Source organism: Acinetobacter sp. UBA6720 (assembly GCF_002454215.1).
In the GTDB taxonomy this organism is placed as follows: Bacteria; Pseudomonadota; Gammaproteobacteria; order Pseudomonadales; family Moraxellaceae; genus Acinetobacter.
Genome location: NZ_DKIK01000052.1, coordinates 1 through 4966, shown reverse-complemented (window position 1 = coordinate 4966; position 4966 = coordinate 1). Strand labels below are relative to the sequence as shown.

Genomic DNA, 4966 nt, shown 5'->3' with positions numbered 1-4966 from the left:
CGACCACGGTGTTGACCCACAATCATGACTGGCTGACCATCAAAGCGAGCTAATCCACCGATCATTGCACCATCATCACCAAATAAGCGATCACCATGCAAAGCATCAAATTCGGTAAAAATTTCACTCACATAATCTAAAAATTGCGGACGCTCAGGATGACGTGCAATTTGAACCGTCGTCCATGCTTTGGATTGCGCAGCTTTATTCTTCATAGCTCAACCATAAATCCCTAATTGACCAATTTATTCATCGACAAATTGTTCTGATTGGATATCCAGCTCAACATCCCAATGCTTAAATTGCACTTGCTCATCATGCAAGTCTGCAACCAGCAAAGGCCATTGCGCGGCATTACCAGAAACACTCAGCTGCCATTGTTGCGCATTGCCTACTGTTAATTCAATGGCAGGAAGCATCTGATCGCTACGACTATGATTGAGTAAAACAGCAAGGCGAAGTAGCAAACACAGATAGACTAATTTGTTGCCGCCGACTTTCATCACATCGACACGCGCGTCACTGCGCAGCTTACGGCGATGATGCGCTACCAAATGTGACAAATGGTTTTGATCAATTTGCGAGAAGCCCGCAATGTCCGAATGTTGCAATAAATATGCGCCATGACGATGGTAGCCGGCATGGCTAATCGCCAAACCAATTTCATGTAAATAAGCCGCACGACGCAGTAAATCACTGTCTTCTGTGGTTAATTTTAGTGACTCTGCCACACCATCAAACAAATGTTGAGCCATGTTCACAACTCGTTCCGCTTGTTTTGGATCGGCGTTATAACGGCCCATCAAAGCTTGTACAGAACGATCTCGGATATCTTCATGTTGAAAACGCCCCAGTAAGTCGTACATGACCCCTTCGCGCAGGGCACCATCTGAATACACCAACTTATCTAGTTCAAGTACATCAAAAATGGCGTAAAGAATAGCAATCCCGGCTGGCAAAACTGCTCGACGGTCTTCTTTTAAACCATCAAACTCCATCTCAGAGACGTGTTTATATTTGAGCAATTTTTCTTTGAGCTTATCTAAACCGTCACGGGTCAGTTCTTCTTTTTCATTACTCCAACCCATATTTACGGTAATTTGACGACACGCTTTGATGGTTCCACTCGAACCGACCACCGTATCCCAACCCGCTTCTTTATAGGTATTGGCAATCCCTGACAGCTCCTTACGTGCTGCGACCACGGCTTTATCAAAACTTTTTTGGTTTATTTCACCATCGACAAAGAAGGCTTTGGTAAACGCCACACACCCCATTTGTAAAGATTCGGTATGAATCGGCTCAAATTCTTCACCAATAATCAGCTCAGTTGAACCACCGCCGATATCAATCACAAGGCGACGTCCACTATTCTCCATGGTGTGGGATACGCCCAAATAAATCAAACGTGCTTCTTCACGGCCAGCAATAATTTCAATATGTTTAGGTAAAATTTCTGCCGCTTTTTGAATAAACTCATGACCATTTTTAGCTTGACGCAGCGCGTTGGTCGCCACAATTCTTAAACGGTTTGGTTGAACTGAACTTAAACGACCAACAAAGCGGGATAAACAGGCCAAACCACGCTGCTGTGCAGCTTCTGTTAAATTTTTATTTTCATCTAAACCCGCAGCTAACTGTACCTTTTCTGACATTGACGCAACTTTTTTCACTTCGCCATGGTCCACTCGAGCAATTGCTAAGTGGAAGCTGTTCGACCCCATATCGATGGCAGCAAGTAACTCTTCATCAATCAAAAAATCAGACATGATTTAATATAAACCTATACAGAATTGTGCTTAGATTAATTCACCTCCATGCAATTTAAAAGCCATTTATGGTCAGAAATTGACGAGCTTTTAAAATTTCAGCATATATGACAATTGTGTTACACGATCAGTAACATTGAGAGCTCCAATTAGACAAATTCAAACTAAAGGTTGAAAATTTAGTAATCCATCTACTCAGTGATAGCAGGCTATGACATACTATTAGCCATAAAACTATCCAAAAATTGAAACTGGAGCTATCCATGTCTGGCAATATCGTAAATACAACTGATACTAACTTCGACGCTGATGTACTTCAATCAGACGTTCCTGTGCTTGTTGACTTCTGGGCAGGCTGGTGTGCGCCATGTAAAGCGATTGCACCTGTATTAGAAGTATTGGCGAATGAATACGAAGGTAAAGTGAAAATCGTTAAAGTTGACGTAACTGCTTGTGAAGCAAACGGCTGTGAACTACAACATCCGTAACATTCCTGCACTACTTGATGTTTAAAAATGGTGAAGTTGTGGCTCAACAAGTGGGCGCTGCACCAAAATCGAAACTAACTGCTTTCATCGACGAAAACATTTAAACCTCGATTTAGAGCACATCATGAAATACGCTGTTTAAACAACAGCGTATTTTTTTCGGCTATAAATTGACAAGTTTGACTTTCTCTCTTATATTGCTTGCTCAAGAGATAAAGGATTATCCAATCCTGTCATTTTCTTAAAAGACACAACACATAAGATCGCCGCTCGGCAATACAAATTGTTTTGACACGCTTCTCTTCAAACAATGAATCAGTCCTCTGAATTGTTATTGTGCAAATACAATTGCGTTACTTCATTGCATGTCCGCGGCTAAATGTTGCTTCCTTTTCATCCTGTATCCTAGAATTTTTGATTCTTATCTGACCTCCTATGAATTTAACCGAACTCAAGAAAAAACCGATTGGCGAACTCATCAAAATTGCTGAATTTATGGGCCTTGAAGGAATGGCTCGTAACCGTAAGCAAGACATTATTTTTGCCATCTTAAAGCGCCATGCGATGAATGGCGAAGAGATCTTTGGTGATGGCGTTTTGGAAATTCTGTCAGATGGCTTCGGCTTCTTACGCTCTGCAGCAGGTTCTTACCTTGCAGGTCCAGACGACATTTATGTTAGCCCATCTCAAATTCGTCGTTTTAATCTCCGTACTGGTGACACCATTACGGGAACGATTCGCCCACCGAAAGAAGGCGAACGTTATTTTGCACTTTTAAAAGTGAATCAAATTAACTACGACACCCCTGAAAACTCTCGTAATAAGATTTTATTTGAAAACCTAACGCCATTATTCCCGACTGAACAGTTGGTGATGGAACTTGGTAACGGCACCACTGAAGATTTAACTGCACGTGTAGTCGACTTAGTTGCACCCATTGGTAAAGGTCAACGTTCAATTATCGTTGCGCCGCCAAAAGCGGGTAAAACTATGTTATTACAAAACATCGCCCAGTCGATTGTACGTAATAACCCAGAGTGCTTCCTCATCGTTCTTCTGATTGATGAACGTCCTGAAGAAGTAACAGAAATGGAACGTACAGTTCGTGGCGAAGTGATTGCGTCAACGTTTGATGAATCTCCTGCTCGTCACGTTCAAGTGGCTGAAATGGTGATTGAAAAAGCCAAACGTTTGGTTGAACACAAAAAAGACGTTGTGATTCTTCTCGACTCCATTACCCGTTTAGCACGTGCATACAACACCGTTGTGCCTTCATCAGGTAAAGTTTTAACTGGTGGTGTCGATGCACATGCACTTGAGCGCCCTAAGCGTTTCTTCGGTGCAGCACGTAATATTGAAGAAGGTGGTTCGCTGACCATCATTTCTACAGCCTTGATTGAAACAGGCAGTAAAATGGATGAAGTGATCTACGAAGAATTCAAAGGTACTGGTAACCAAGAAATTACGCTAGACCGCCGTATTGCTGAAAAACGTGTCTTCCCTGCGATGAACATCAAAAAATCAGGTACACGTCGTGAAGAACGCTTAATGTCTGAAGATAACCTTCGTAAGGTCTGGATTTTACGTAAGTTACTTCATACCCAAGATGAACTCGCAGCAATGGAGTTCCTACTTGATCGTATGAAAGAAACTAAAACCAATGATGATTTCTTTGACCAAATGAAACGTAAAGCAACCAGCTAATCTGACTAATCTTATAAAAAGGCTGTCTCTAGGACAGCCTTTTTATTTGGTTGACACCACTTACACAATGAAACATTTCAAAGCACGGTATGTAAACTTATTTGCAAGTTTTTGATAAACAAAAATTTGAAATAAAAAAGCTCCATCTTTTTAGATGTTTATTCGGCATTTATCCAATATAAACCCTGCTATTAATTGTTATTTTCTGTTAAAAAATCACTGTTTTTAGACCATTTTTATCACTTTTTTCACCTTAGCTAGTAGCAATTCAAAATGCGCAGTGATAGCATATTTGCAGACCAGTTAGACTGCTCCTGCGTTGTTAGTCCCTAACAAAATTAGGAACAATAAAAGCATACAACAGACTAACGTCGGTTTTTTTTAATCTCATATTTTAGAGAGTGATGCCATGTTATTCAAAAAAATCGCTATTGCTGCTGCAGTTGCTACTACTTTAGCTTTCGTTGGCTGTGCTAAGAAAGAAGAAGCTCCTGCTGCTGCTGCTGCATCTGAAGTTGCTGCTGCATCTGAAGCTGTTCAAGCTGCTTCTGAAGTTGCTGTAGACGCTGCTGCTGCTGCTTCTGAAGCTACTGCTGCTGCTTCTGACGCTACTGCTGCTGCTTCTGACGTTGCTGCTACTGCTGCATCTGAAGCTAAAGCTCACTAATCACTTTCGATTAGTCAGTAAAAAAGAGAGCCCTTGGCTCTCTTTTTTTATGCTGAAAATTTAGTTTAAGACTTTGCTACCCATTATCAGTAGCAAGTCAGCTTAAACCTACACCGGAAGCAAAAAAAAGCAGATCAATCGATCTGCTCATTTCCCACACGCTGGCGGAATTTCTGCCCTGCGCGGAAGGTTACTACACGGCGTGCAGAAATCGGAATTTCTTCACCCGTTTTCGGGTTACGACCTGGACGTTGACGTTTATCACGCAACTCAAAGTTACCGAAACCAGAAAGTTTAACTTGCTCACCAGAGATTAGCGCTTGGCTAATCTCATCAAA

At 41.6% G+C, this 4966-nt stretch carries 4 protein-coding genes and 2 pseudogenes; 3 read left to right on the top strand and 3 right to left on the bottom strand.

Annotation, left to right across the window (positions count from 1 at the left end; all coding sequences use genetic code 11):
- Window positions 1–215, bottom strand: a pseudogene (locus tag B4F08_RS04365) (acetyl-CoA carboxylase carboxyl transferase subunit alpha); the annotation flags it as partial.
- A 30-nt stretch (window positions 216–245) separates the two neighbouring features.
- Window positions 246–1769: an exopolyphosphatase gene (gene ppx / locus B4F08_RS04360; RefSeq protein ID WP_291373405.1), complete on the bottom strand. Its 1524-nt coding sequence runs from the start codon at window positions 1767–1769 to the stop codon at window positions 246–248.
- Window positions 1770–2032: 263 nt separating this feature from the next.
- On the opposite strand from ppx, the pseudogene trxA reads away from it, so the two are divergent.
- The 3 genes and pseudogenes from trxA to B4F08_RS04345 all read left to right on the top strand — a co-directional run bounded on the left by trxA (window position 2033) and on the right by B4F08_RS04345 (window position 4628).
- Window positions 2033–2361: pseudogene (gene trxA, locus B4F08_RS04355) on the top strand (thioredoxin).
- 331 nt (window positions 2362–2692) lie between these two features.
- Window positions 2693–3961, top strand: coding sequence for a transcription termination factor Rho (gene rho, locus B4F08_RS04350; RefSeq protein WP_004692266.1), 1269 nt, complete (start codon window positions 2693–2695; stop codon window positions 3959–3961).
- Between the two features lie 409 nt (window positions 3962–4370).
- A complete protein-coding gene (locus B4F08_RS04345) occupies window positions 4371–4628 on the top strand; it encodes a hypothetical protein (RefSeq protein ID WP_086209833.1) in 258 nt (85 codons plus the stop codon).
- Between the two features lie 134 nt (window positions 4629–4762).
- Here the strand turns inward: B4F08_RS04345 and B4F08_RS04340 are convergent.
- On the bottom strand, window positions 4763–4966 hold a 204-nt coding region (locus B4F08_RS04340), incomplete at its 5' end, for an integration host factor subunit alpha (protein ID WP_291373402.1).

Coding starts and splice junctions, on each gene's coding strand:
- ppx (WP_291373405.1), bottom strand. CDS start 1,769: ATGTCTGATTTTTTGATTGATGAAGAGTTACTTGCTGCCATCGATATG.
- rho (WP_004692266.1), top strand. CDS start 2,693: ATGAATTTAACCGAACTCAAGAAAAAACCGATTGGCGAACTCATCAAA.
- B4F08_RS04345 (WP_086209833.1), top strand. CDS start 4,371: ATGTTATTCAAAAAAATCGCTATTGCTGCTGCAGTTGCTACTACTTTA.